Raw genomic sequence first — 24,935 nt, 5'->3', positions numbered from 1 at the left:
GATTACTTGTGGTAAGGGTGACCGGACAGCACGGTCCAGGCACGATACAACTGTTCGCCGATGAGGATGCGCACCAGCGGGTGCGGCAGCGTCAGCGGCGACAACGACCAGCGCTGATCCGCCCGGGCACAGACTTCCGGCGCCAGCCCTTCCGGGCCACCGACCATGAAGTTGACCGTGCGCGAGTCCAGGCGCCAGCGATCGAGTTCGACCGCCAGTTGCTCGGTACTCCACGGCTTGCCATGAACTTCGAGAGTGACGATCCGCTCGTTCTGCCCGACCTTGGCCAGCATGGCTTCGCCTTCCTGACGGATGAAGCGGGCCACGTCGGCGTTCTTGCCACGGGTATTGAGCGGAATTTCCACCAGTTCCAGTGCCAGCTCGGACGGAAGACGCTTGGCATATTCATGCCAGCCCTCTTCCACCCACTTGGGCATGCGTGAACCGACGGCGATCAGGCGCAGTCGCACAGCAATCCCTTACAGCTGGTCTTTGTTGAGCTTGGTGAAATGCTCGTGGGTGTTTTCCGGGCTGTGGTGCTTGGCGTCCGCCGCACGGCTTTGCTCGGCACCGGCCCACAGGCGCTCCAGGTCGTAGAACTGACGGGCCGAGGCGGTCATCATGTGCACGATCACCAGGTCCAGGTCCAGCAGGACCCAGTCGCTGTCGCCCTTGCCTTCTTCGCCCAGCGGCTTGGCGCCGTTCTTTTTGACCTCTTCGCGAACCTTGTCCAGCATCGCGTTGATCTGGCGGTTGGACGTACCGGTGGCGATGATCATGTAGTCGGTGATGCTCTGCTTGTCGCGCACATCAATGATCTGGATGTCCTGGGCCTTGACGTCTTCCAGGGCGGCAACGGCCACCTTGACCAGTTCGTCGCCCTTCAGCGGTTCGTTGGTGTTGACTGGCTCTGGCAGCGGGGCGCTCTTGAATGTGCCTTTGCGCTTTACTTTGGTTTGGTCTTTGTCAGTCATATAAAACTCGTTTTGCTCATATATTCGGCGGCTTGGCGACACGTGGGTTCGTATCAGTGAAGCACGCCTTGTTCAGTTCGACGCACGGTACAGACCGTGCGCATCGATGTAGGCCAGGACCGCGTCGGGCACCAGGAAACGTACCGACTTACCGCTGGCCAGCAGTTGACGGATCTGGGTGGCGGAAACCGCGAGCGGTGTCTGCCAGACGAATGCAATCTGTCCGCTCGGCCCCTTCAGGGCCAGCGGGTCGCTCACCGAACGAGCTGCCAGCAGGTTGCGCAAGGCATCCGGCGGTTCGCTGTCGGCGTCCGGGCGCTGTAGCACCAGGATGTGGCAATGCTGGAGCAACTCTTCCCAGCGATGCCAAGTGGGCAGGCCGCAAAACGCGTCCCAGCCCAGAAGCAGAAAAACCTGGGTCTCGGCGGCCATTTCGGCACGCAGCGACTCCAGGGTATCGATGGTCCAGGACGGTTTGTCCCGCTGCAATTCGCGAGCGTCCACCACCAGCGGCGGCACACCGGCCACCGCACATTCAACCATTGCCAGCCGGTCCTGCGCCGACACCTGCGGCGTATCGCGGTGCGGCGGCCGGGCGCTGGGCATCATGCGCAGCTCGTCGAGCCCCAGCGCTTCGGCAACTTCCAGCGCACCACGTAGATGGCCGACGTGCACCGGGTCGAACGTCCCGCCCAGCACGCCAATGCGCAGGGGACGGGATTTCTTGCCGGATTTCGGCGCTTTCAGGTCGAGGTCGGACAAGTCAGACCGTCGCCTGGCCGCGCAACTGACCATCACCGACCACGATGTACTTCTCGCAGGTCAGTCCTTCGAGGCCCACCGGGCCACGGGCGTGCAGCTTATCAGTAGAAATGCCGATCTCGGCACCCAATCCGTATTCGAATCCGTCGGCAAAGCACGTCGGGGTGTTGATCATCACCGAGGCCGAGTCGACCTGAGCCACGAACTGGCGGGTGTCGGCGAGGTTTTCGCTGACGATCGAGTCGGTGTGATGGGAGCCGAAACGGTTGATGTGCTCAATGGCCTGGTCCAGGCCATCCACCACCCTGATCGACAGAATCGGCGCCAGGTACTCGGTGCTCCAGTCTTCTTCGGTCGCGGCGACGGCTTCGATAATCGCCCGGGTGCGTTCGCAGCCACGCAGTTCGACGCCTTTTTCGCGGAACTGTCTGGCCATCGACGGCAGGAATTCCTTCGCGACACGTTGATCGACCAGCAACGTTTCCATCGCGCCGCAGATGCCATAGCGATAGGTCTTGGCGTTGAAGGCGATGCGCTCGGCTTTCGGCAGGTCGGCGTGCTCGCTGACATAAACGTGGCAGATGCCGTCCAGGTGCTTGATCACCGGTACCCGGGCGTCACGGCTGATGCGCTCGATCAGGCCACGACCACCGCGCGGTACGATCACATCGACGTACTCGGGCATGGCGATCAGCGCGCCAACGGCGGCGCGGTCGGTGGTTTCCACCACTTGCACCACGGCGGCCGGCAGTTCGGCTTCGGCCAGACCACGCTGGATGCAGGCGGCAATCGCGCGGTTGGAATGAATCGCTTCGGAACCGCCACGCAGGATGGTCGCGTTACCGGACTTCAGGCACAGGCTCGCGGCGTCGATGGTCACGTTGGGACGGGATTCGTAGATGATCCCGATCACGCCCAGCGGCACGCGCATCTTGCCGACTTGAATGCCCGACGGACGGAAGCTCATGTCGCGGATCGCACCCACCGGATCCGGCAGCGCCGCGACCTGACGCAGGCCGACGATCATGCCGTCGATGCGCGCCGGGGTGAGTTCCAGCCGCTCCAGCAGTGCCGGCTCCAGACCGTTGGCGCGACCGGCGGCCAGATCCTGTTCATTGGCTGCCGCAAGCTCGACGCGGGCGGCGTCCAGGGCATGGGCGGCAGCCAGCAGGGCGCGGTTTTTCTGCGCGGTGCTGGCACGGCCGATGACGCGGGAGGCTTCGCGGGCGGCGCGACCCAATCGGGTCATGTAGTCAAGAACGGACTCAGTCATGGTCTGCTGGGGTCTTGGCAAAGAGGAAAGCGGCAGATTATAGCTGTCGCGTCCCGGGACTAACAGCGGTGACGGGCGGATGGTCGAAATGGACCACGATTTGCCGACGTTCAGCCGTGATTAAGCCTCGAATTGTTATCATCACGACCTCCTCCGCCTGGATAGACACTGTTTGCCATGTCCAACCTGACCGTTCGTGCCACCTTCGCGCGCCAGCCCGTCGGCCTCGCGGATGCTTTTTTCGACCGTGACGCCCAGACGCTGGCCAAGGATCTGCTCGGCAAAGTCATTCGCCACCGGGTCGGTGACTTGTGGCTCAGCGCCCGAATCATCGAAACCGAGGCCTATTACTGCGAGGAGAAAGGCAGTCACGCGTCCCTTGGCTACACGGAAAAGCGTAAGGCTTTGTTTCTGGATGGCGGCCACATCTATATGTACTACGCCCGGGGCGGCGATTCGCTGAACTTCAGCGCGAAGGGTCCGGGCAATGCGGTGTTGATCAAATCGGCCTATCCGTGGGTCGACGAGATCAGCGGCCCGGCCAGCCTGGCGCAGATGCTGCTGAATAATCCCGACGCTCAGGGCCGCCCGCGCCCGTCGCAAAAACTGTGTGCCGGGCAGACGCTGCTGTGCAAGGCGCTGGGACTGAAAGTGCCGGTGTGGGATGCCAAGCGTTTCGACCATGAAATCCTGCTGGTGGAAGACACCGGCCCCGCGCCGCCCCATGTGATTCAGACCACTCGCCTGGGTATCCCCCAGGGCCGCGACGAACACTTGATGTATCGCTTCGTCGATGCCGCCTATGCCCAATGGTGCACGCGGAACCCGCTGCGCCGGGGTCAGGTCGAAGGTCGCGATTATTTTCTGCTGTGAATGCGCACCCCTTCGGCTCGCCGTTCAGGGACATCAATGAAATGGAGTGGTTTGTATGGGCCCATGGCTCGATAGCGTGACCGGGTGGCTGGCCGCCAATCCGCAGTGGCTGGCGGCTGCAGTGTTTGTCGTGGCCTGTGTGGAATGCCTGGCGATTGCCGGATTGATTGTGCCTGGCACGGTGCTGCTGTTTGCAGTGGCGGTGCTGGCCGGCAGCGGAGCGCTGTCGTTGAGCGAAACCCTGTTGCTGGGTTTCCTCGGCGGGATTCTCGGCGACGTGATTTCGTATTTCCTCGGTCGCCACTTCCACCAGAACATCCGGCGCTTGCCGGGGTTGCGCCATCACCCGGAATGGATGGCCGGCGCGGAAACCTACTTCCAACGCTACGGCATCGCCAGCCTGCTGGTCGGGCGCTTTATCGGCCCGTTGCGGCCAATGTTGCCGATGGTCGCGGGGATGTGCGACATGCCCTTCCCGCGCTTTGCGGCCGTCAGCCTGCTGGCAGCGGCCGGCTGGAGCCTCGCCTATCTGCTGCCGGGCTGGGCCACCGGGGCGGCGTTCCGTCTGCCGTTGCCGGAAGGCTTTTGGCTCGAGGCCGGGATTGTTGCCGGCAGTATCGCGGTGATGGTTGGCCTGAGCGCCAACAGCAGCCTGCGCCGTCATCGCCGGGCGACGGTCTGGATCAGCAGCATGAGCCTGTTGATCCTGATCGGCCTGTTCATCGGCTACCCGTACCTGAGCGCCCTCGATCAGGGTGTCATGACCCTGGTGCAGGAACACCGCCGCCCGGCGCTGGATGAAGTGGCAGTGGTGTTCACCCTGATCGGTGAGTTCCGCAACATGCTGCTGTTCAGCGGCCTGCTGACCGCTCTGCTGTTGCTATGCCGCCAGTGGCGACACGCGATCTTCGTCGGCGGAACCCTGCTCGTCACGGCATTGGCCAACACCGGAACCAAACTGTTTTTCGCCCGGTTACGCCCGGAAGTGCTGACTGACCCACTCACCAGCTACAGCATGCCCAGCGGTCACGCTTCGGGGTCGTTCGCGCTGTTCCTGACACTCGCCGTGCTGGCCGGGCGCGGGCAGCCGCCGCGCCTGCGCCTGACCTGGTTGTTGCTTGGCTGTATACCGGCGCTGGCAATTGCCCTGTCGCGGGTATATCTGGGCGCGCACTGGCCAACGGATGTCCTGGCCGGCGCCATGCTCGCTGCCTGTGTGTGCGCAGCGGGCCTGTGGCTCAGTCAACGCGACGCCCCTCTGGGTGCGATGCCGCAGAAAGTCTGGTGGCTGGTCTTGCCGGCGCTGGTCGCTCTGTTTGGTTTCTTCGTATTGCGACACCTGCCACACACTCTGCTTCGATACGCCTATTGAGCCGCATCCGACGCTTCGCGGATTCCCCTTCGGGGCGAATCCGCAAGCGGCGATCAGTCCTGTTTGCCAACTGAAACGCTGCTGTTTCAACAAATACGTCACCGCCACACCTGCCAAAACAAAAGACTCTCATCGCGATTGAAGCGACCGCCGGAAATATAATTGGCAAAACAATCAGCCTGACCAAAAAAATCATTACATGACAGATTAATCCTCTCATCACCTCATGGAAGAGTATTGATCTTGTCTATCCCTCTTGAAACAACTTCTGAAACTTATCCTACAACTTCGATTGTTATTTCAGACATAAGCAACTCATCAACTAACCGTCATTCAGAAACTTCCATCCCGGATCGCCGCACACCCAGCCTGCGCGACACAGACAGCCTGTTTGGCCCCCTGCGCATCGGCGAAATGAGCGTCAGCCGCCAGGAACTGCAGGCCTTGGGCGCAAGGCTCAATGGCCAGCCCATCACCGCAGCCAATACCTACTTTTCCGAACCCGATCAGTCATTCATCGATGCGTTGGCGTTCGATCCGGCCGAAGTTGAACAGCGCATCAAGTCAGTCAATACACAAGAAGGCCAGAAAGTTGCGCCGCTGTTGTATGAAATAGTTACACAGCGTTCACCGGATGCCCCATCGCTGATGCGCGAGATGACAACGGGCGAATCCGCTCCGTCCATGAACAAGATCAACAACCTGCTCAAAGCCACACAACGCCTGGACATACGCAAGGAGCCGCTGCCCGATCATTTACCCAACTGGGTAGACAAGGCCAAGAGTCGAAGCCTGGCCGGCATGGGGGTGGGACTGCAGGCTTACGGACTGTACAGCGCGTTCACCGGTGCCATTGACGCCCTCAAGAAAGGCCATACAGGGGAAGTCCTGATCAATGTCGGCGGCGGCCTTGCGGAAATAACCTCACTGGGATTCGAGTATGCCCTGACCCGAACAGGCGAACATATGATCCGACAAGGTTCGGCGACCCTTGAACAATTCGGCAGGACCGGCATGGGCAAGTGGCTCTGCCGGGGCGCGGGATTGATCGCCAGCGTGCTGACGCTGCCGTTTGATATCTACACCGCCATCAAATCCTTCAACGATGCTGCCAAGGCCCAGGGAAAAGAGGCTCAGGACCTCTACGTGACCGGAGGGCTGAGTATATTCAGCGCCGCGCTGTCCCTGGCGCTGGGTTGCGCTGCGCTGGCAGGCTTTCAGGCGGCCGGTCCGGTGGGCATTGCAGCGGCGGCAATCATGATTGTCGGCGCCAGAATCTATGGCGCCGTCCGGGTCGTCGACGACATTGACGATTACATCGAACTGTCCGTGAACGAACGCTGGCGTGCCGGCTGGTTCGCGTTCACCGGACAGGACCAGGACAAGGCCGTGATGGAGCGCTATCTGGTCGCGAAAACCACCCGCAACTATGCCAAGGCCTTGAAGACCCAAAGCCTGCGCTGGCTCGACAATGAACTCAAGGACAGTGTCGACGCGATCGTCAACGGCCGGTTCGACGTCAGGCTGCAAGCCACGCGCGTCCATCGATACCAGTGGGATGAAGCCAAGGGTGAAACACCCTACGTCACCGAGAACCTGCCAGTCATCATCGAGACCGATGACCATTACGATGCACGCGCCGGCCTGCCGGTCTCTGACGCTATCGTTACCACCGTGAAGAGCGACCCCGCCAAAGGCGTTTTCTGGAGCCTCGGTGGTGGCAATGACACGGTACAGGGGGTGCGCGACAAACCGAATTTCTTCAGTTATGGCGCTGGCAAAAAAGACCTCGGTGGTGGTGACAGAGACGACTCGTTTCTTTTTCAGTCCGCCAGCGATGCACTTTCCGGCACAGAAATCCGCCCGAGTCATCTGCAAGGGGGTGACGGTACCGACCTGCTATGGCTGCAAGGCACTCACAAGCACCTGGATCACATCCCGAATCCACCGACTTACCTCGGTTACGACATCGACATGAAATCCGGCAGGCTCGGGTTGCGCTCGGCGGACCCGGCGGTCGAACCGGTGCTGCACTCCACGTTCAGCTCCATCGAAAAAGTCGAAACCCTGGCCGGCGCTTACAACCAGGTCAAGGGATCGGATCAGGCCGACGTCATTACCGCCAACGGGCAAGACCAGGTCAATGCCGGTGCAGGCGATGACCACATTTACGCACGAGGTCTCTTTGCCAGTGTCGATGGCGGTAGCGGGAGCGACACTTACCAGATCAACCCTCTGAGTCGCCAGATTCTCATCACCGAGGACGGCAGTGAGCCAAGCAAGGTTTATCTGGGTGTAACACTTGAAGCGGTTCAGAGCTGGTTCATCCGTGCCAATGCTCTGGTGATCGAGTCGTTACGTGACGACCACCCTCGCTCACCGCTACGCACACTGGTACTCGAAGAGGTCTACCGGAACGTCGATGGCAAACGCCTGCTGAAAAACGACAAGTGGATATTCATCACCCAGGATGGCTACCACTTGCAACCAGACTGGCCGGCCGAGATCACAGCCCTGACCGATCACCCCCTGAACGTCAACGTCATCACTGTCGGCGTGGCCAGGCCATCCCCGCTGTCGCTCAACAACCCGGTCAACATTCCGTCGCCCAGTGCACACTCGTATTACTTCGTCTCCAGCAAGAACTATCACACCGTCCTGAAAGCCGCGCCGGCGGACAAAAAGGCGCACAGCACGCTGTATGTCGACTTCGACAGCAAGGACATTGCCGAAGTCAGGGCGATCTATACCGTCACGGCACAGCAGACAAACGCATTCACCGTGCTCACTTACGACGATGTCCACTTCACGATCGCTTTCGGACCGGGTGCCGGACTGCTCTCGTTACACGGCGCCGTCATCGAAAGCACGGATCGAAAAAGTGACAGAGGGGCAGGCATCCTGACCGCCGGCTGGAAGATGAATCACGCCTTCACCCTGGTCATGCGCGATGGTGTGTCCTTTCAACTCGACTATCCGGGCACTGCCGCTCTGGACGATGCCAGAAATCCCGGGTACCGATCGGTGGAAAGCCGCGCATCGTTGCGAAAGCGCGCCGGGACCTACCTGTTTGTCAAACCGTCCGTCGAAAAGCGAACCCTCAAGGACACCCCGCAACGCGTCGATTTCAAGGCCATCGATCACAACGCGACGTTCTGGCTGGAGGGACGATCCTCGACGTACGCGCTGTACCCGGCCAGCAATATGTCCATTCGCCTGTCCACCGCCGAAGCGGACGCCCGCGACCTGGGATCATCGACCTGGCACATTCATACGCAACAGCTGCAGGAAACGATCAGCGACAGCCACCTCTCCATCAAGGATGACCTGCTCAAGATCGGCAGCGTTCACATTCACCTGCCCGACAGCAACGACGCATCGCTGCCCCTGGGAACCATCGACGTCATCGACTCTGCGGGGCATCGCTATCGGGTCAATACACTGTTCGAGGTGATCAGTCTGCATGCTGTCAATGCGCTGTCTTGTGCCTCGACCCAGGCAGTCGTCGCCCTGGTTGACGACCATAAAATCCGGCAGATGCTGGAAAGCGATAACGTTCCCATCGAGAACATCCATCTGCCCGATGCACCTGACGCAAAGATTTTCTACAACGCGGCTACCGCTCAATGGACAGCCCGCGGCGACGCCACACGCCTCATCGAACCGCAACGCCTGATCATCGAAAAAAAATCGGCTGCAAAAGCAGTAACGATCTGAATCGAACACTGGACCAACATTTCAACCGTCAAGGAATGACACGATGCGCCCAAAGATCCCCCCTTCATCAAATTTTCCAAGAGGGCATTCGCAAACGCCAACGGACACGTTTGTCAATCGACCGCGTTCAGAGGTGGAAATACCGGTACTGCATCGGCCACACCCGGAGAATACAAACGGGCCTGCCGTCTCGACCGGACAGGGTCCGGGCAGTCACTCCGTCGATGGCGACGCCATGCCCGGAGTCGAGATCTCAGACCTGCCCGATGTTCAGCCCGCGCCAGACAGCGGGTTGACCGGCTATTTATTGAACCAGGCGTTGTTGCGCAATATGCAGGCAGCGGACGCCGACGGCTTTCGTTTTGTCGTCGGCCGCCGGTTTGTGGATATCGAGCACATCGGCACCGTGCATGTGGAGTTCGACGCAGCCCACAGCGCCTATCGGGTAACCGACCTGTACAGGAAACTGGCGCCCGGCCCGCTGATCCTTAGAGATCCGGGCGAGAAAACCTGGCGCCTTGCCCACCAACCGCCGAAAGCACCACCGGCCAAACGTCCAGCCTCTGAACAGGGCGACTCGCAGGCCAAGCGCCCAACCATTTTCCAACCGCAACCTTTCCAGCCATTGACGCGTCCTCATCTGGACCCCATGCCTCACTGGATAGAGCTTGACGACCAGGGGTATTACCGACGGCAAGAACATTTCCACAGTTCGCCGGACGCCGATTACTTCTACGGATTCAAGGGGCCAGACAGCTATTGGGTACGGGTTGACGAACCTCCGGCCGGTTTCAATGGCTCGCCCACCCACCTGACGGCCTGGAAGGATCATCAGATCTGGGAGGCTTACGGCATTCATGGCCGGGACATCACCCGTTTCCGGGAAGAAGCCCAGACCAGCGGCCATCGGCCACACTGGGTCAAACCGCTGGTGACCAACAATGCCAGGCAGGATCTGATCATGGATGGTTGGCGCTGGTTGCATCCGCGCAAGACGCTGGATGAAGTGACTGAACACCTGCGCAACTACAACCTTTCGCCCGGGCAACATGTGCAATTGCGCAACGACCTGCTGGACAACCCGCGACAAATGCCGCAGTGGGCAGAGCAGCACCGGTTGCGTTCGCTCGACGAGAACGATCCGGGGCGCTTCGATCAACTTCGCCAGGAAATTGAGCCGCTGATCATTCCCACAAGGAACGGCACGCTTTGGCGCGGCGACCTTGTCGACCTCGACCAAAGCCTGAGCCGGCCCTTTCTCGACGGGGCTCTAGGCAGTCTTGGTTACCTGCGCAACAGTAACGGCTGCCTTTACCGCATCGACATTCCCGGTTTGTTCAGGGCCGATGAACGAACGCCGTTCGAGTTTTATGACGACGGCAGAATGCTGCCGCGCTTGAATCATCCGCGCGGCGCGACCACCCAAAAGCCTATCAGTGCAACGGTCAGTCTGAAGCTGGTCACGGAGTATGCCGGCAAAGGCAGGGATGCCCCGGATCCGGAATACCTGCTCTACAACAACCAGAAGAACAAATATCCCGGCAAGAAACCCGGCGAGCCTGACCACGATGCGGGCGAGTCCGATAATGAGTGGTCTGATGCCTCTGATGTGGAACTGGATTCGGAGCGCAACTACGAAACGACTCGACATAACCAGAGATTCATTTTCGCCTACATCATCGACACGCGAAAAATGGAAGTCGTGCTCAGGGAAGAAAATGAGCTGTTCAATCCGTCCATGGAGAAAAAGGGGGCATGGTTTCCCGACGATGATCTCGAAGCGCTGATCTCGACTTCAAAAAAAGGCATCGAATCCAGCCGGCTCTGGCTGTTCGACTCAACTTATACCCGAGCGGCAAAAGTCGACGATGTGGCCAAGGCGGGAAAAGACAGATGGTTGAGCAATCGCAGTATTGAAGAACGCACCCACAGGGGCGTCCACAACCAGCATGAATATGACGCACTGATCGACAAGGTCGCGAAGTCCGGCAAGCCGATACTGACGCTCGACCCGGGCAAGGACTGGTTCGCCAGCGATATTGTCTGGCCCGATTAACGGACCCGATCAGCCGGTCCTATGCAAACAACTCCCCCTGCAACTCATCGAGCAGCGCCTGGATCGCATCCAGGCGCTGTTGCGGATCGTCGAGTTGCAGCAGATCGATCTTGTCCTCTTCGGCGAAAGGCAACAGGTAAGCCAGCTGGTTGGCCAGCGACTGCTGGCCAACCGCTTCGGTCCCCATGTTCAGCGCCTCGACCATAGGATGTTCGGCCAGTGCCTTGAGCAGCGCTACCAGATCCGCGTCTTCATCCTGCAACGGTTGCTCAGGCTCTTCATCCAGCCAGTCGACCTCGGCCAGGATCAGTTGATCGCGTTGTACCTCGGTGCGCTGCACCATGAAGCGGCGCCCGCCCTGCACCCGGATTCCCAGCAGGCCGTTGTCCTGTTGCTGGAAATCGGTAATCCGCGCTTCGCACCCGACCATCGCAAACCCTTCGGGCGCCACGCCGACTTCATGCCCTTCGAGGATGCATACGACGCCAAAGCCCCCGCCCTGTTTCATGCAACGGCCGATCATGTCCAGATAGCGCGCCTCGAAGATCTGCAAATCCAGATTGCAGCCGGGAAACAGCACCGTGTTCAGCGGAAAAAGCGGCATACTCATAGACATTTCCCTACACCACCATCGACACCGCCAACGGCAGGAACACCGCCGTGGCCACGCCCATCAGACTCATTGCCAGCGCCGCGAAGGCACCGCACTCATCGCTTTCCTGCAACGCCACCGACGTGCCGACCGCATGCGCCGTCATGCCCAGCGCCATGCCGCGCGCCTCGGGGCTGTGCACGCCGAGGCGGTTCAGCAGCGCCGGGCCGAAGATCGCGCCGATCACCCCGGTAATCAGCACGAAGACGGCCGCCAGCGCCGCTACGCCACCGATCTGCTCGGCCACCAGCATGGCGATCGGCGAGGTCACCGACTTGGGCGCCATGGTCATCAGGATCATGTGATCGGCGCCGAACCACCAGCCCAGCGCCACGCCCATGCCCGTGGCGACTACCCCGCCTATCACCAGCGTAGTAAAAATCGGCCAGAACAATTGGCGGATGCGCCGCAGATTCAAATACAGCGGCACGGCCAGCGCAACGGTCGCCGGCCCCAGCAGGATGCTGAGGATTTCCGTGCTCTTGCGGTACTCGGCGTAGGTCAGGCCGCAGCCGACCAGTACGCCGATCACCAGCAGCATCGAGACCAGCACCGGTTGCAGAAAGATCCAGCGGGTTTTCTCGAACGCTGCCAGCACCAGTTGATAAGCCCCCAGGGTGATGCCGATGCCGAACAGGGGATGGTGAATCACCGAAGCCCAGGCGCCTTGCCAGTCGAACAGCATCAGGACTCCTCCGAATGTGGCGCGTGACGCTTGACCAGGCGCTGCATCAGCACCCCGGCGAAGGCCATCGACAGAATCAGCGACACCACCAGCGCACCGACAATGGCCCAGAAATCCGCGGCAATCGCTTGGGCGTACACCATCACGCCCACCGCCGGCGGTACCAGCAGCAACGGCAGATAACGCAACAGGTTGCCGGCCGCAAGATTCAGCGGCTCGCCGACCTCACCGCGCACGATCAGAAATACCAGCAACAGCAACAGGCCGATGATCGGCCCCGGCAGCACCGGCAACAGCAAATGATTGAGGGCCGTGCCGAGCAGTTGAAACAGCACCAGCATGGTCAGGCCACGTAGCAACATCCGACATCTCCGTCTTACTTTTCACCCTGCAGGTCGCCCGCATTATAAGCACGCCTGCGCTATGGATCGGCATTCGCCAAAAGCATGGTCGGTTGACCTGAGCAAATCGCCATGATGATCTACAGTGGTTCGCAGGGCGGTCAAATCCCCTACCTGAAAAACTACAAAACCGATGAACCCAAGGAGAGTCTCAATGCCCTATGTTCCAGTTGCAGAGCTCAAAGATTATGTCGGCAAGGAACTCGGACGTTCCGAATGGCTCACCATCGACCAGGAGCGCATCAACCTGTTCGCCGAAGCCACCGGGGATTATCAGTTCATCCATGTCGACCCGGTCAAAGCCGCGCAAACGCCATTCGGCAGCACCATTGCACACGGTTTCCTGTCGTTGTCGCTGATCCCCAAACTGATGGAAGACATCCTGATCCTGCCGCAAGGCGTGAAGATGGTTGTCAACTACGGTCTGGACAGCGTGCGTTTCATCCAGCCGGTCAAGGTCAACTCCAAGGTCCGGCTCAAGGTCGATCTGGGTGAAGTCACCGAGAAAAAACCTGGCCAGTGGCTGCTCAAGGCCACCGCCACCCTGGAGATCGAAGGCTCGGACAAACCGGCCTACATCGCCGAACCGCTGTCGCTCTGCTTCGTTTAAGTGCCTGGATGCGAAGCGGCTCACGCTGTTTCGCATCCGCTCCTCCCTGCCGGCTGTATAAGGTCACATAGCTGCGGCATACTCGGTCGCCTAATTGCCCGGATCCCGCTATGCGCTCATTCGCCCCTCTTGCTCCCCTTGCCTTGACCCTGTTGCTGGCCGCGTGCGGCGACGGCGAATCGCTGTTGCCGCCGGATGCGCGCCTGCCCGACGGCGGCCGCTATCGCGGTGAACTGGTCGATGGCTTGCTGCAAGGCCAGGGCCGGGTCGACTACCCCAATGGCAGTTGGTACGCCGGGGCGTTCGACAAGGGGCAATGGCATGGCCAGGGCGAATGGCACGGCAGCAATGGTGAGGTCTATCGCGGCAATTTCCAGCAAGGGTTGTTCGACGGCCAGGGCACGCTGACCACCCCGACCGGCAGCTACACCGGCGGTTTCAAGCTGGGCCGGCGCGACGGCGAAGGCACCCTCAAGGAAAACGCGATGACCTATCGCGGCGAATTCAAGGCCGACCAGTATTCCGGGCTCGGCCGCCTGGAGCTGGACGACGGCAGTTCCTATCAAGGCCAGTTCGCCCACGGCAAACCCAATGGCGAAGGCCAGCGTGGCGATGCCAGCGGTAATCAGTTCACCGGTCGCTTCGTCAATGGCCAGCTCGAAGGCAACGGTACGTTCAACAGCGCCGATGGCGACATCTACGTCGGCGGCTTCAAGAACAATCAACTGCACGGCAAGGGCCGCTACGAAAACGCCGACGGCGACGTCTGGCTCGGGCAGTTCAAGGAAGGCGCGCTGACCGGCAAGGGTGAACTGATCGGCGCCGACGGCAGCCACTACATCGGCTATTTCAACGACTGGCGCTTCAGCGGTCAGGGCCGCCTGAACCTGTCCGATGGCAGTTTCTACGTCGGTGGATTCGACAGCGACAGCTATTCCGGACGTGGCACCCTGGTGCTCACCGATGGCAGCGTGCTCAGCGGCACCTGGATCAACGGCCAGCGGGTACGCGATGCCGCCGGCAAGTTGCTGCCGGACACCCTTGAACTCGGCCTGCTAGCCCAGGGTCGTCTGCTCGACGAGGCGCTGGCCAGCGTGCCGACCTCAACCCCGGCCGTTGAGCTGTACACCCTGACCCTCGGCGGCGACGGCAAGCAGAGCGTGTTCCTGCGCGAATCCGATTACGTGGCCAACATGCTCACCAGCCGTTTCGGCGCCTTTGGCCAGATTCGCCTGGTCAACCATCGCGACCACCTCGGCGACCGGCCGATGGCCACCCGCGAGAATCTGCGTCGCGCCGCTCAAACCCTGGCCGAACGCAGCGGCCCGGAAGATCTGGTCTTCATCTACCTGACCAGCCACGGCACCGCCGAGCACGAACTGGTGCTTGACCAGCCGCGGATGGAACTGGCCGACCTGCCCGCCGACGAACTCGCCGCCGTGCTCGCACCGCTGAAGAACCGCGACAAGATCATTGTCATCTCCTCGTGCTACTCCGGCGGTTTCATTCCGGCACTGAAGGATGAACGCACGCTGATCATGACCGCCTCGCGCGCCGACCGCGTGTCGTTCGGCTGCTCCGAGGAGGCCAACTTCACCTACTTCGGCGATGCCCTGTTTGCCCAGGCACTGAACCAGACCGACGACCTGGAGCAAGCCTTCAAACTGGCCAAGGCCACCGTTGCCGAGCGCGAACTGGCGGACAATTTCGAAGCCTCTGAACCGCAGATCTGGGCGCCGAAAACCGTACTGGCGCACTGGCAACTGCTGCGCAAACAACAAGCGAGAAAAGCCTTGCAAAGTGCTGCGTTGAACGACGGAGCAACAAAGAGCAACTAAGCTGAACAGTATCAAGGGAGAGACACTATGTACTTGACGCCTCAGCATGTCTTGCTTGCCGGAGCCACCGGTCTGACCGGTGAACATCTGCTCGACCGTCTGCTCAACGAGCCGACCATCAGTCGTGTCCTTGCCCCTTCACGCCGGCCGCTGGCCGAGCATCCGCACCTGGAAAACCCGGTCGGTGACCCACAGACCTTCCTGCCGCAGTTGTCCGGCCGGGTCGACATCGCCTATTGCTGCCTTGGCACCACCATCAAGCAGGCTGGCTCCGAAGAGGCGTTCCGCGCCGTGGATCTGGACATGGTCGTCGCTTTCGCCAAACGCGCCCGGGAAATGGGCGCACGGCACCTGATTGTGATCAGCGCACTGGGGGCCGATCGCCGATCCTCGATTTTCTACAACCGGATCAAAGGTGAAATGGAATACGCCTTGCGTGCGCAAAACTGGCCGCAACTCACCATTTGCCGACCATCGCTGTTACTTGGCCAACGCAGCGAGCCCCGCCTGGGCGAACAGCTGGCCGCACCGCTCTCTAAATTGATTCCCGGCAAATACCGGGGGATCGAAGCTTGCCAACTGGCCCGTGCCATGTGGCGTCTCGCACTGGAAGAGCAGGACGGGGTAAGGATTGTCGAGTCGGATGAACTGAGAAAGCTCGGCAAGTGAGTTCACTCACGTCGGGGGTTCGATGCAGATCCGGACAACCGTTTTCAACGGAGCCGAGGCTCTTGCAGTGAACCTCCTGACAAGACCGAAACAAGCCAGGTCTTGTCACCAGCCATGTCCTAAGTAACTACCTCCTGCTCCTTTGCGTTCATGGATAACGTGCTTACCAGCCTGTCGGTGCCTGCCGTCCCGTTTCGGGTGGCAATCCCGCACGTCAGCCAATCAATGAAAGGATTCCTTGATGAGCCCCAGAACGCCCTTCAGAAATGTCCCCGTCACACCGAACAATCCTCCTGACACAGTGCCGCAACTGCCGATCCAGCATTTCCAGCCTCCAGGACCGATTCGAGTCGCAGAACCTTCCGTCCATCAACCCGGGCGGCAGTCGGCACCCCAGCCACTTTCAAGCGACACGCTGCCCGCGATACAGGTTCGTGACTTGCCCGTCTCGTCGAGCGCGCCGCACTCGACCGGCTCGATCCGCGACTATGAGCTTGCGCCCCAAACGCGAACGCTGTTGCCCAATGTCAACGCCGAAGGGCTGCGCGTCCACAGAGGGCGCATTTATGCCGAGGTACAGTACACAACGACCACAACAGTCATGGTCGCCTGGGACGAAAGCGTCGGCACTTACCGGGCCATGCGTCCTCAGGAAACACACGCCTCAGGCCCTGCCCTGCACTTCGATCCCGACAGTAATACCTGGCGGGTTGACGAGCCCGAGAGCACCCACCTCCTGGTAGAACCGGCGAGCCCCAGGCAGACAGATAACCACCCGGAACAGACATTTCAGCCTCAACCAAAGCAACCACCCCTGCCACAGTCGGACATGACGGATGCCTACGTCGACACCCGACACTATGTCTGGGACCAGTCACTGCCTCATCACCACGGCTATGTGGTCATGCACCGCAAAATGCGTCTGGACGACTCCGTCGGCCCTCCACTGCTTCATGCGTTCATGGACGAAAGCGGAGCGTTTGTCCGTGTCGCGTCTCCCTCTCATGCCATCGATCAGCCAGCCGAACTGCTGCCTGCCTGGACAGACCGGGACATCTGGGATCTCTACGGTTTGCAGGGCGAAGACATCACGCGCTTTCGCACTGAAGCTCATCAAACCGGAAAGAAGCCTCAATGGGCCAGGGTTCGGGCACAACGGATGGAGAACAAGTACCTGTATGAGGAGCTTCGCCGCTGGCTAGGTCCAGAGATGGACCACAACCTGTTCAACCGCCTTCTGGAGCACCAACGGCTCACGCCCGCCAAGTGGGCAGAACACCTCGAATCCGTCACGCTGCACCGCCGCACGCCCGACAGGCCGCCGCCGTTGCCGCGCCTGCCGACACCCGATACGCCGGAGCACCCCGAGGCCTCAACCACGCCAACGCCGTCAACGCACCTGACACCTTCCGGTACGCCGCAGCCAACCGCCACCACGCCGGCTTACGGTGACCACAGTCACTACACCTGGGACCTCGACAAGGCAAACTTTCATGGCTACGTCGAAATGCGGCGCAAGCCTGGTCTGGATCACAGTCACGGCCCGCTCACCCAAGTGGCGTTCCCTGAAGGCGACAAGCTGACCATCGTCAGACCGGTCAGCTATTCGGTCAATCAACGGGCATTGCGTCCCTACTGGCGAGACATTGATATCTGGAACCTGTACAGGATCGAGGGGGAAGATATCGTGCGTTTTCGCCAGGATGTCGCGCTCCACATGAAACAGCCGACCTGGGTCGAGCCGCGGGAATACCCGTCTCTGCGTGAACAATTGATCAACTACTTGCGGCTGTGGACCAATCCGGACTCTCCGCTCAAGCCGTTGGTGCACGTCATTGCCCGCTACCGGCCCTACAACCTGTCCACCCTGCAGCTTGGACGGCTGTGCAAGGAGTTATCGTCGACAGGGCAGTTCAAGAATCGCATCAACGATGAGTTACCCGCGTGGGTCAAAACCCATCAAGAGCGTACGACGGTCCTGACCCATACAAAGGAATTCGATCCGTTTGTGCCGGAGCTCCATGCCGAAATCATCAGGCTGAGGAACCAGGGAGAGGGCTTCAGCCTGATGAAAGCCAGCCTGAGCCCACCGTTCTTTGAGAGGTTGTTGGTGTACTGCGGATTTAAACGCAACGCTCATGGTTATCTGTACAGGACCGATATTCCTGCCGTATTCAAAGTGGATAGCCGGACGCCCTTCGATATTGCCCGGCCCTCAGCCATGCTTCCACAAGAAGCCGTGACCGAGGCCACCACGAGCGGGGTGGCCGTCAGCGCGCTGTTCAGCCTCAAGGCCGCAATGGGTTTGGCAAAGGAAGGCGACGGCGTGACAAATGCCTCCGAGCCTCGGCCGGACAGTCCGTCGACAGACCGCGAATCGCAACCGCCGAATGGCAGCACGTCGGGGCACGACGCCCAACGCATCAGGTTTTGCTATGTGCTCGACACCCGCACGGTAGAGGTTGTTCCAGGGCAGGATAATCTTGTCTACAACCCAACGCGGATCGACCAGACACGCTTGCCGAGCCGGAAATGGGAAGGCCATGTGTCGGTGTCGTCGATCGGGTTTACCTCCCGGCGCGTCTGGCTGGTCAACTCGAGCATGACCCGTGCGGCCACCGTAGGCGATATACACGCACAGGCGCTTGGACGTGGGACCGGCTCAAGTCAAAACCATGCAGATGCGATCCAGGCCCGCACCCGGGCCGGAGACCTGAATCGGGACGAATACGACGTGTTGATCGATGAACTGGCAAAAGCCGGCAGACGTGTGCTGGAGTTACCGGCGGGAAAAGACATTTTCTCCAACGACATCGTCTTTCCTCCCGAAACGATCACTCTGTAGAAGGCATCAATGGCTCGATCCTGACGGGTCGAGCCATTGATTTTCAAAGCCCCCCGGTCGCCTGGAAGCCGACGCCGATCACGGTGAGCAACGACAACGGCAACAGCAACGTATCGAGCAATGCGCTGGCCGGCAGATCCAGCCCTGGATAGCTCGGCGCCTCGGCACCGAAGCGGTCCATCGGGCAGCACCCGCCCTGCATGGCGTACAGATCCAGCCGCGTGCCGGAATACACCACCGGCGCCCCCGGTTTGGCAGCATCCAGCGTGCGCACCGTGGCGCAGCCGGTCAGTTGCAACGCCAGCAGGATCGCCAGCAGCTTATTCATCGCTGCTCAGGTGATGCTCGCCCCAGCGCGGCAGCATGTCCTGGGGAATGCCCAGCAGATTGAGAATCCGCGCCACCACGAAATCGATCAGGTCATCGATGGTCTGCGGCTGGTGATAGAAGCCCGGCGACGCCGGCAGGATGGTCACGCCCATGTTCGACAGCTTGAGCATGTGCTCCAGGTGAATACTCGAATACGGCGCTTCGCGCGGTACCAGAATCAACTGGCGACGCTCCTTCAACGTCACGTCTGCCGCCCGTTCGATCAGGTTGTTGCAAGCGCCGGTGGCGATGGCCGACAAGGTCCCGGTCGAGCACGGCACCACCACCATCGCCGCCGGGGCGCCCGATCCAGAGGCCACCGGCGACATCCAGTCTTCCTTGCCGTACACACGGATCTGCCCGGCAGCCGCGCCGGTATATTCGGTGAGGAACGCCTGCATCATTTGCGGTTTGGCCGGCAGCGACACGTCCGTTTCGGTGGCCATTACCAGTTGCGCGGCCTTGGAGATCAGGAAGTGCACCTCGCGGTCCTCGCGCACCAGGCAATCGAGCAGGCGCAAACCGTACTGGGCGCCGGAGGCGCCGGTCATCGCCAGCGTGATGCGCTCCGGGCCATTGCTCACCAAACGCGTGTTCATTTCAACGCCTCGGCGAGTTTGCCGTGCAGGCCGCCGAAGCCGCCGTTGCTCATGATCACCACGTGGGTGCCAGGCTGGGCCTGGCTCTTCACCCGCTCGATGATGCCTTCCAGCGAATCGCTGACGATCGATGGCACGGTGCACAACGCGGCGGTGCCCGCCAGATCCCAGCCGAGGTTGGCCGGGGCGTACCAGATCACCTGATCGGCATCGACCACGCTGTCCGGCAGACCGTCACGGTGTGCGCCGAGCTTCATCGAGTTGGAACGCGGTTCGATGATCGCAATCAGCGGCGCATCGCCAATGCGTTTGCGCAGGCCGTCGAGGGTGGTGGCAATGGCGGTCGGGTGGTGGGCGAAGTCGTCGTAGATGGTGATGCCGCGCACTTCCGCGACTTTTTCCATCCGGCGTTTGACGCTTTTGAACGCGCTCAACCCGGCGATGCCCATCGACGGTACAACACCGACGTGACGCGCGGCGGCCAGAGTCGCCAAGGCGTTGGCGACGTTGTGCTGACCGGTCAATTCCCACTCGACCACGCCTTGGGACACGCCTTCGAACATCACTTCGAACGCCGAGCCGTCGTCCTTCAGCAACTTGACCTGCCACTGACCGCCGGCACCGGTGGTTTGCACCGGGGTCCAGCAGCCCATCTCGATCACCCGCTGCAAGGCCGGTTCAGTGGTCGGGTGAATCACCAGGCCTTCGCTCGGAATAGTCCGCACCAAGTGGTGGAACTGCCGCTCGATGGCTGGTAGATCGGGGAAAATGTCGGCGTGATCGAACTCAAGGTTGTTGAGGATCGCCGTGCGCGGACGGTAGTGGACGAACTTCGAACGCTTGTCGAAAAACGCGCTGTCGTACTCGTCAGCCTCGATCACGAAGAACGGCGTGCCGCCCAGACGCGCCGACACCGAGAAATTCTGCGGTACGCCGCCGATCAGGAAACCCGGGCTCATGCCGGCATGTTCCAGCACCCAGGCGAGCATGCTGCTGGTGGTGGTCTTGCCGTGCGTACCGGCAACCGCCAGCACCCAGCGACCTTGCAGCACATGGTCAGCCAGCCACTGCGGGCCGGACACGTACGGCAGGCCCTTGTTCAGCACATATTCCACTGCCGGGTTGCCGCGGGACATGGCGTTGCCGATCACCACCAGATCCGGCGCCGGATCAAGCTGCGCCGGGTCGTAGCCCTGAGTCAGTTCAATGCCCTGGGCTTCGAGCTGGGTGCTCATCGGTGGATAGACATTGGCATCGGAGCCGGTCACGTGGTGGCCCAGCTCTTTGGCCAGAACCGCCATCGAGCCCATGAAAGTCCCGCAGATACCCAGAATATGAATGTGCATAGTCGACCTCGTAAAACATGGCCGCAGGTTAGCGCAGGGAGGTGAAAACCGCACTCTTTAGCTGATCATCCGACCGTGATCGTTCCCACGCTCTGCAGGAGTATTCAGGCGGTTCGGGCGATCCCGTGCTTGCGCAGCTTTCTATAGAGCGTATTGCGGCTCACGCCCAGTTGCTGAGCCGCTTGGGTCATGTGCCAGCGCGTGTGTTCCAGCGCATTGAGCAACGCCTGCCGCTCGGCGTCTTCCAGCGGCTGTCCGGATGCCGCCTCATCGGTTTTGACCAACAGCGGCTGCACCTGCCGGAACATCGCCGGCAGATCCTCCAGTCCGATCCGCCCTTCATCGCACAACGCCGCCAACGTGCGCAGCACATTGCGCATCTGCCGCACATTGCCCGGCCAGTTGAAGCCCAGCAACGCCTGGCGCGCCGGCTCTTCGATCAGAATCTTTTCCCCGCCCGCCTCTTCGGCCAGCAGGAAATCCAGCAGCTGCGACTTGTCACTGCGCTCGCGCAACGGCGGCAACGCCACTTCCAGTCCGTTGAGCCGGTAATACAGGTCTTCACGAAAACTGCCATCGCCGACCCGCTCCAGAAGATTGCGGTGGGTGGCGCTGATGATCCGTACGTTGACCGCTTCCGGTTCGCCACCGATCGGCACCACTTGCCGGTCTTCGAGCACCCGCAGCAAACGAGTCTGCAAGGCCAGTGGCATGTCGCCGATTTCATCGAGGAACAGCGTGCCACCGTCGGCCTGCTGCAACTTGCCGCGCATGCCGTCCTTGCGCGCACCGGTGAAGCTGCCGCCGCGGTAGCCAAACAGCTCGCTCTCGATCAGGCTCTCGGGAATTGCCGCGCAGTTGAGGGCGACGAACGCTTTGCCGGCGCGCTGACTGGCGTTGTGCACAGCCTTGGCAAAGGCTTCCTTGCCAGAGCCGGTTTCACCATTGATCAGCAGTGGCACGTCGCGCTCGAACACCCGCAGCGACTTGCGAAAATCTGCCTGCAACGCCGCATCCCCCAGGCAAATGCCTGCAAGACGCGGCGCTGCGACAGCCGCGGGAGCCGGTGCTGCCGGCAGCGGCCGGCGGGTTTCACCGCGCAGCACCGCAAACAGATGCCGCCCGTCACGAGTGCGCAACGGCCAACTGGCGCTGGCATTGGCACTGGCGCGCCCGAGCAATTCATCCAGCGAACAATCGAAAAACGCCTCCACCGGTTTGCCGAGCAAGCCGCCACGAATGTGCCCAAGCAGGTTCAAGGCACTCTGATTGACTGCACTGATCCGCCCTTCCCCGTCAAACGCCAGCAACCCTTCACTGAACAGCCCGACAGACTCGGCCTGAAGATGAAAACGCAGCAACCATTGATTATCGAAGCAGCGCAGGAAATAGCAGCTCTCGATCATCTTCGCCGACAGATTGACCAGCGCCATGGTGTGGAACTGGCTCTGGCGCGAGACGTCATGCCGCGCGGAAGAAACATCGAGCACTGCCAGCAGTTCGCCGTGGGGGTCGAACACCGGGCTCGCCGAGCAGGTCAGGCCGGTGTGGCGGCCGCGAAAGTGTTCGTCCTGATGGATGGTCAAAGCCTGACGCTCCACCAGACAGGTGCCGATGCCGTTGGTGCCTTCGCAGGCCTCGCTCCAGTCGGAACCCAGCCACAGACCGGCGCGCTCGAAGATCTTGCGTTCGGCGGGGGCAGTGACGCAGTTGAGGATCACCCCGCGCGCGTCGGTCAGCAATACCGCGTGGCCGGCGCCGGAAAGTTGTTGATGCAGGCTGCTCATTTCACTGCCGGCAATCTGCAACACCTGTTGCAGCCGTTCGCGGCTTTCGAGGATGCGACCGTGTTCGAGCACGGTCGGCGCCATGGTCAGGGCCGGGTCGAGGTGATAGTCCTCAAGGCAGCGCAGCCACGAGCGGGCGATCGACGGGTCGGCACCGGGGCCATGCAGGTGCGGCTTGCCCTGGGTGACGGTGAGAACCTGTTGGGCATGGCGACTCAAATGGTTGTCGTGCATTTCTTATTATTCTCCCCGAGGCTCATCGGCCCATGCGTGAAGTGGTGCCCAGCATCCTCCAGCCCACCGGTCTTTGCAATGCTGGCAAGACCGCCCGGTCACGGGTTGTGCCAAAAGCGGTACAAACTGTCACCGGAGCCGTACCGATACCGTCACAGACGCTTGCCATTTGTCCGACACAAATCTCGCAAGGCCTTGATTTGCCTGACCTGCACGGCAGTGGCCCGACCTTTGCTCTACGCTTATAGCAAGCGCTCATGCGCGTCTCTCTGATAAATACAACAGCCAAGGAGAACATCATGCGTTACGCTCACCCCGGTACTGAAGGCGCCAAAGTCTCGTTCAAGAGCAAGTACGGTAACTACATCGGCGGCGAGTTCGTCGCGCCTGTCAAAGGTCAGTACTTCACCAATACCTCGCCAGTGAATGGCCAACCGATTGCCGAGTTCCCGCGCTCCACGGCCGAAGACATCGAAAAAGCCCTGGACGCCGCCCACGCCGCTGCCGATGCCTGGGGCTCAACGTCCGCCCAGGCCCGCTCACTGATCCTGCTGAAAATTGCCGACCGCATCGAACAGAACCTCGAAACCCTGGCGATCACCGAAACCTGGGACAACGGCAAAGCCATCCGCGAAACCCTCAACGCCGACATCCCGCTGGCCGCCGACCACTTCCGTTATTTCGCCGGTTGCCTGCGTGCCCAGGAAGGCAGCGCCGCCGAGATCGACGGCAACACCGTGGCCTACCACATCCATGAACCACTGGGCGTGGTCGGCCAGATCATCCCGTGGAACTTCCCGATCCTGATGGCCGCGTGGAAACTCGCCCCGGCCCTGGCCGCCGGCAACTGCGTGGTGCTCAAGCCCGCCGAGCAAACGCCGCTGGGCATCAGCGTGCTGATGGAGCTGATCGGCGACCTGCTGCCGCCGGGCGTGCTCAACGTGGTGCAAGGGTTCGGCAAAGAGGCCGGCGAAGCCCTGGCCACCAGCAAGCGCATCGCCAAGATCGCCTTCACCGGTTCGACCCCGGTCGGCTCCCACATCATGAAATGCGCCGCCGAAAACATCATTCCGTCCACCGTGGAGCTGGGCGGCAAGTCGCCGAACATCTTCTTCGAAGACATCATGCAGGCCGAGCCAAGCTTCATTGAAAAAGCCGCCGAAGGCCTGGTACTGGCGTTCTTCAACCAGGGGGAGGTCTGCACCTGCCCTTCCCGCGCACTGGTTCAGGAATCGATCTATCCGCAGTTCATGGAAGCGGTGATGAAAAAGGTCAGCCAGATCAAACGTGGCGACCCGCTCGACACCGACACCATGGTCGGCGCCCAGGCGTCCGAGCAGCAATTCGACAAGATCCTGTCGTACCTGGAAATCGCCAAGGGCGAAGGCGCCGAGCTGCTGACCGGTGGCAAGGTGGAAAAACTCGAGGGCAGCCTGGCGACCGGGTATTACATCCAGCCGACCCTGCTCAAGGGCACCAACAAAATGCGCGTGTTCCAGGAAGAAATCTTCGGCCCGGTGGTGAGCATCACCACCTTCAAGGACGAAGCCGAAGCCCTGGCGATCGCCAACGACACCGAGTTCGGCCTGGGTGCCGGCCTCTGGACCCGCGACATCAACCGCGCCTATCGCATGGGCCGCGCCATCAAGGCCGGTCGTGTGTGGACCAACTGCTACCACCTGTACCCGGCGCACGCCGCGTTCGGCGGGTACAAAAAATCCGGCGTCGGCCGTGAAACCCACAAGATGATGCTCGATCACTACCAACAGACCAAAAACCTGCTGGTGAGCTACGACATCAATCCGCTGGGCTTCTTCTGATCCACCTGCAGCTCGCTCCCCTGCGGGAGCGAGCTTGCTCGCTCCCGGCGTTC

Annotated in this window: 20 protein-coding genes; 9 read left to right on the top strand and 11 right to left on the bottom strand. The window is 61.1% G+C overall.

The genetic code is table 11. From position 1 onward, the window contains the following. Positions 1-2 precede the first annotated feature (2 nt). The 4 genes from rlmH to ACKJSM_RS09430 all read right to left on the bottom strand — a co-directional run bounded on the left by rlmH (position 3) and on the right by ACKJSM_RS09430 (position 3,009). Positions 3-470: a 23S rRNA (pseudouridine(1915)-N(3))-methyltransferase RlmH gene (rlmH, locus tag ACKJSM_RS09445; RefSeq protein WP_009051038.1), complete on the bottom strand. Its 468-nt coding sequence runs from the start codon at positions 468-470 to the stop codon at positions 3-5. A 9-nt stretch (positions 471-479) separates the two neighbouring features. Further along, on the bottom strand, positions 480-974 hold the full coding sequence (gene rsfS, locus ACKJSM_RS09440) for a ribosome silencing factor (protein WP_007958654.1): 495 nt from the start codon (positions 972-974) through the stop codon (positions 480-482). A 72-nt stretch (positions 975-1,046) separates the two neighbouring features. Beyond that, a complete protein-coding gene (gene nadD / locus ACKJSM_RS09435) occupies positions 1,047-1,769 on the bottom strand; it encodes a nicotinate-nucleotide adenylyltransferase (protein WP_236180255.1) in 723 nt (240 codons plus the stop codon). Further along, positions 1,738-3,009 (bottom strand): glutamate-5-semialdehyde dehydrogenase, encoded by a 1,272-nt coding sequence (locus tag ACKJSM_RS09430; RefSeq protein WP_236180252.1) that lies wholly within the window; start codon positions 3,007-3,009, stop codon positions 1,738-1,740. The genes nadD and ACKJSM_RS09430 overlap by 32 nt, the downstream gene beginning before the upstream one ends. A 177-nt stretch (positions 3,010-3,186) precedes the next feature. Between ACKJSM_RS09430 and ACKJSM_RS09425 the strand changes: the two genes are divergently transcribed. From ACKJSM_RS09425 to ACKJSM_RS09410, 4 genes are all read left to right on the top strand, one after another. Then, on the top strand, positions 3,187-3,882 hold the full coding sequence (locus ACKJSM_RS09425; protein WP_236180250.1) for a DNA-3-methyladenine glycosylase: 696 nt from the start codon (positions 3,187-3,189) through the stop codon (positions 3,880-3,882). A 55-nt stretch (positions 3,883-3,937) separates the two neighbouring features. Beyond that, positions 3,938-5,254: a bifunctional DedA family/phosphatase PAP2 family protein gene (locus ACKJSM_RS09420; RefSeq protein ID WP_410237283.1), complete on the top strand. Its 1,317-nt coding sequence runs from the start codon at positions 3,938-3,940 to the stop codon at positions 5,252-5,254. Between the two features lie 243 nt (positions 5,255-5,497). Then, a complete protein-coding gene (locus ACKJSM_RS09415; RefSeq protein ID WP_410237282.1) occupies positions 5,498-8,971 on the top strand; it encodes a calcium-binding protein in 3,474 nt (1,157 codons plus the stop codon). A 235-nt stretch (positions 8,972-9,206) separates the two neighbouring features. Then, positions 9,207-11,027, top strand: coding sequence for a hypothetical protein (locus tag ACKJSM_RS09410; RefSeq protein ID WP_410237281.1), 1,821 nt, complete (start codon positions 9,207-9,209; stop codon positions 11,025-11,027). A 19-nt stretch (positions 11,028-11,046) separates the two neighbouring features. Here ACKJSM_RS09410 and ACKJSM_RS09405 read toward each other — a convergent pair whose 3' ends face one another. The 3 genes from ACKJSM_RS09405 to ACKJSM_RS09395 are packed head-to-tail and all read right to left on the bottom strand — an operon-like array spanning position 11,047 to position 12,726. Next, positions 11,047-11,637 (bottom strand): LON peptidase substrate-binding domain-containing protein, encoded by a 591-nt coding sequence (locus ACKJSM_RS09405; protein ID WP_410237280.1) that lies wholly within the window; start codon positions 11,635-11,637, stop codon positions 11,047-11,049. A 10-nt stretch (positions 11,638-11,647) separates the two neighbouring features. Next, complete coding sequence (locus ACKJSM_RS09400; protein ID WP_410237279.1) at positions 11,648-12,364, bottom strand: LrgB family protein; 717 nt, start codon at positions 12,362-12,364, stop codon at positions 11,648-11,650. Further along, the gene (locus ACKJSM_RS09395) at positions 12,364-12,726 is read right to left on the bottom strand and encodes a CidA/LrgA family protein (protein WP_236180238.1); all 363 of its coding nucleotides are present in this window, start codon (positions 12,724-12,726) and stop codon (positions 12,364-12,366) included. The genes ACKJSM_RS09400 and ACKJSM_RS09395 overlap by 1 nt, the downstream gene beginning before the upstream one ends. Before the next feature lie 193 nt (positions 12,727-12,919). Between ACKJSM_RS09395 and ACKJSM_RS09390 the strand changes: the two genes are divergently transcribed. From ACKJSM_RS09390 to ACKJSM_RS09375, 4 genes are all read left to right on the top strand, one after another. Beyond that, positions 12,920-13,375 (top strand): MaoC family dehydratase, encoded by a 456-nt coding sequence (locus ACKJSM_RS09390; protein ID WP_007909575.1) that lies wholly within the window; start codon positions 12,920-12,922, stop codon positions 13,373-13,375. Positions 13,376-13,485: 110 nt separating this feature from the next. After that, positions 13,486-15,213, top strand: a complete 1,728-nt coding sequence (locus ACKJSM_RS09385; RefSeq protein WP_410237278.1) for a C13 family peptidase — start codon at positions 13,486-13,488, stop codon at positions 15,211-15,213. Positions 15,214-15,240: 27 nt separating this feature from the next. Beyond that, positions 15,241-15,882, top strand: coding sequence for an oxidoreductase (locus ACKJSM_RS09380; protein WP_410237277.1), 642 nt, complete (start codon positions 15,241-15,243; stop codon positions 15,880-15,882). 241 nt (positions 15,883-16,123) lie between these two features. Next, complete coding sequence (locus ACKJSM_RS09375) at positions 16,124-18,727, top strand: hypothetical protein (RefSeq protein WP_410237276.1); 2,604 nt, start codon at positions 16,124-16,126, stop codon at positions 18,725-18,727. Positions 18,728-18,770: 43 nt separating this feature from the next. On the opposite strand, the gene ACKJSM_RS09370 is transcribed toward ACKJSM_RS09375, so the two are convergent. The 4 genes from ACKJSM_RS09370 to ACKJSM_RS09355 all read right to left on the bottom strand — a co-directional run bounded on the left by ACKJSM_RS09370 (position 18,771) and on the right by ACKJSM_RS09355 (position 23,062). Next, complete coding sequence (locus ACKJSM_RS09370; protein ID WP_236180231.1) at positions 18,771-19,055, bottom strand: YceK/YidQ family lipoprotein; 285 nt, start codon at positions 19,053-19,055, stop codon at positions 18,771-18,773. After that, the gene (ubiX, locus tag ACKJSM_RS09365; RefSeq protein ID WP_236180229.1) at positions 19,048-19,695 is read right to left on the bottom strand and encodes a flavin prenyltransferase UbiX; all 648 of its coding nucleotides are present in this window, start codon (positions 19,693-19,695) and stop codon (positions 19,048-19,050) included. Before ubiX ends, ACKJSM_RS09370 begins: the two co-directional genes overlap by 8 nt. Beyond that, entirely contained in the window at positions 19,692-21,041 is a 1,350-nt protein-coding gene (gene mpl / locus ACKJSM_RS09360; RefSeq protein WP_236180227.1) for a UDP-N-acetylmuramate:L-alanyl-gamma-D-glutamyl-meso-diaminopimelate ligase, read from the bottom strand. The genes ubiX and mpl overlap by 4 nt, the downstream gene beginning before the upstream one ends. Positions 21,042-21,145: 104 nt before the next feature. Continuing rightward, positions 21,146-23,062 (bottom strand): sigma-54-dependent Fis family transcriptional regulator, encoded by a 1,917-nt coding sequence (locus ACKJSM_RS09355; protein ID WP_410237275.1) that lies wholly within the window; start codon positions 23,060-23,062, stop codon positions 21,146-21,148. Between the two features lie 299 nt (positions 23,063-23,361). Between ACKJSM_RS09355 and ACKJSM_RS09350 the strand changes: the two genes are divergently transcribed. Continuing rightward, positions 23,362-24,882 carry an aldehyde dehydrogenase family protein gene (locus ACKJSM_RS09350; protein WP_236180223.1) on the top strand — a complete coding sequence of 507 codons (1,521 nt, stop codon included), beginning with the start codon at positions 23,362-23,364 and terminating at the stop codon, positions 24,880-24,882. Positions 24,883-24,935: the final 53 nt, after the last annotated feature.

It is taken from the genome of Pseudomonas sp. PHC1, assembly GCF_046487845.1.
GTDB classification, from domain to species: Bacteria; Pseudomonadota; Gammaproteobacteria; order Pseudomonadales; family Pseudomonadaceae; genus Aquipseudomonas; species Aquipseudomonas sputi.
The sequence above is the reverse complement of the archived record's forward strand: the minus strand, read 5'-3'. Positions and strand labels throughout refer to the sequence as shown.

What these genes read in the sequence shown, in the direction of transcription:
- ACKJSM_RS09425 (WP_236180250.1), top strand. Translation starts at nt 3,187, where the DNA reads ATGTCCAACCTGACCGTTCGTGCCACCTTCGCGCGCCAGCCCGTCGGC.
- ACKJSM_RS09370 (WP_236180231.1), bottom strand. Translation starts at nt 19,055, where the DNA reads ATGAATAAGCTGCTGGCGATCCTGCTGGCGTTGCAACTGACCGGCTGC.
- ACKJSM_RS09410 (WP_410237281.1), top strand. Translation starts at nt 9,207, where the DNA reads ATGCCCGGAGTCGAGATCTCAGACCTGCCCGATGTTCAGCCCGCGCCA.
- ACKJSM_RS09390 (WP_007909575.1), top strand. Translation starts at nt 12,920, where the DNA reads ATGCCCTATGTTCCAGTTGCAGAGCTCAAAGATTATGTCGGCAAGGAA.
- ACKJSM_RS09400 (WP_410237279.1), bottom strand. Translation starts at nt 12,364, where the DNA reads ATGCTGTTCGACTGGCAAGGCGCCTGGGCTTCGGTGATTCACCATCCC.
- ACKJSM_RS09355 (WP_410237275.1), bottom strand. Translation starts at nt 23,062, where the DNA reads ATGCACGACAACCATTTGAGTCGCCATGCCCAACAGGTTCTCACCGTC.
- ACKJSM_RS09380 (WP_410237277.1), top strand. Translation starts at nt 15,241, where the DNA reads ATGTACTTGACGCCTCAGCATGTCTTGCTTGCCGGAGCCACCGGTCTG.
- ACKJSM_RS09405 (WP_410237280.1), bottom strand. Translation starts at nt 11,637, where the DNA reads ATGAGTATGCCGCTTTTTCCGCTGAACACGGTGCTGTTTCCCGGCTGC.
- ACKJSM_RS09375 (WP_410237276.1), top strand. Translation starts at nt 16,124, where the DNA reads ATGAGCCCCAGAACGCCCTTCAGAAATGTCCCCGTCACACCGAACAAT.
- ubiX (WP_236180229.1), bottom strand. Translation starts at nt 19,695, where the DNA reads ATGAACACGCGTTTGGTGAGCAATGGCCCGGAGCGCATCACGCTGGCG.
- ACKJSM_RS09350 (WP_236180223.1), top strand. Translation starts at nt 23,362, where the DNA reads ATGCGTTACGCTCACCCCGGTACTGAAGGCGCCAAAGTCTCGTTCAAG.
- nadD (WP_236180255.1), bottom strand. Translation starts at nt 1,769, where the DNA reads ATGGTCAGTTGCGCGGCCAGGCGACGGTCTGACTTGTCCGACCTCGAC.
- ACKJSM_RS09420 (WP_410237283.1), top strand. Translation starts at nt 3,938, where the DNA reads ATGGGCCCATGGCTCGATAGCGTGACCGGGTGGCTGGCCGCCAATCCG.
- mpl (WP_236180227.1), bottom strand. Translation starts at nt 21,041, where the DNA reads ATGCACATTCATATTCTGGGTATCTGCGGGACTTTCATGGGCTCGATG.
- rsfS (WP_007958654.1), bottom strand. Translation starts at nt 974, where the DNA reads ATGACTGACAAAGACCAAACCAAAGTAAAGCGCAAAGGCACATTCAAG.
- ACKJSM_RS09385 (WP_410237278.1), top strand. Translation starts at nt 13,486, where the DNA reads ATGCGCTCATTCGCCCCTCTTGCTCCCCTTGCCTTGACCCTGTTGCTG.
- ACKJSM_RS09430 (WP_236180252.1), bottom strand. Translation starts at nt 3,009, where the DNA reads ATGACTGAGTCCGTTCTTGACTACATGACCCGATTGGGTCGCGCCGCC.
- ACKJSM_RS09395 (WP_236180238.1), bottom strand. Translation starts at nt 12,726, where the DNA reads ATGTTGCTACGTGGCCTGACCATGCTGGTGCTGTTTCAACTGCTCGGC.